Origin of the sequence: Rheinheimera muenzenbergensis (assembly GCF_036984005.1) — a bacterium.
In the GTDB taxonomy this organism is placed as follows: domain Bacteria; phylum Pseudomonadota; class Gammaproteobacteria; order Enterobacterales; family Alteromonadaceae; genus Alishewanella; species Alishewanella muenzenbergensis.
In genome coordinates this window covers 1-286 of the sequence record NZ_JALAAR010000061.1, presented here as the reverse complement: position 1 = coordinate 286, position 286 = coordinate 1, and the positions used below count along the sequence as shown (strand labels likewise).

Here is a 286-nt window from a genome sequence, read left to right as displayed (position 1 = left end):
TACGAGAACGACGCCAGAACCCTGTTTGAATTCACTTCCGGCGTGAATGTTACTGAATCCCCGATCATCTATCGCGACGAAAGTATGCGTACCGCCTGCTCTCCCGATGGTTTATGCAGTGACGGCAACGGCCTTGAACTGAAATGCCCGTTTACCTCCCGGGATTTCATGAAGTTCCGGCTCGGTGGTTTCGAGGCCATAAAGTCAGCTTACATGGCCCAGGTGCAGTACAGCATGTGGGTGACGCGAAAAAATGCCTGGTACTTTGCCAACTATGACCCGCGTA

At 52.4% G+C, this 286-nt stretch carries 1 protein-coding gene; it reads left to right on the top strand.

Translation table 11 applies throughout. The annotated features are described in order from the left end of the window. A partial coding sequence (locus tag MN202_RS20555) for a YqaJ viral recombinase family protein (RefSeq protein WP_335737997.1) occupies window positions 1–286 on the top strand: 286 nt, incomplete at both ends.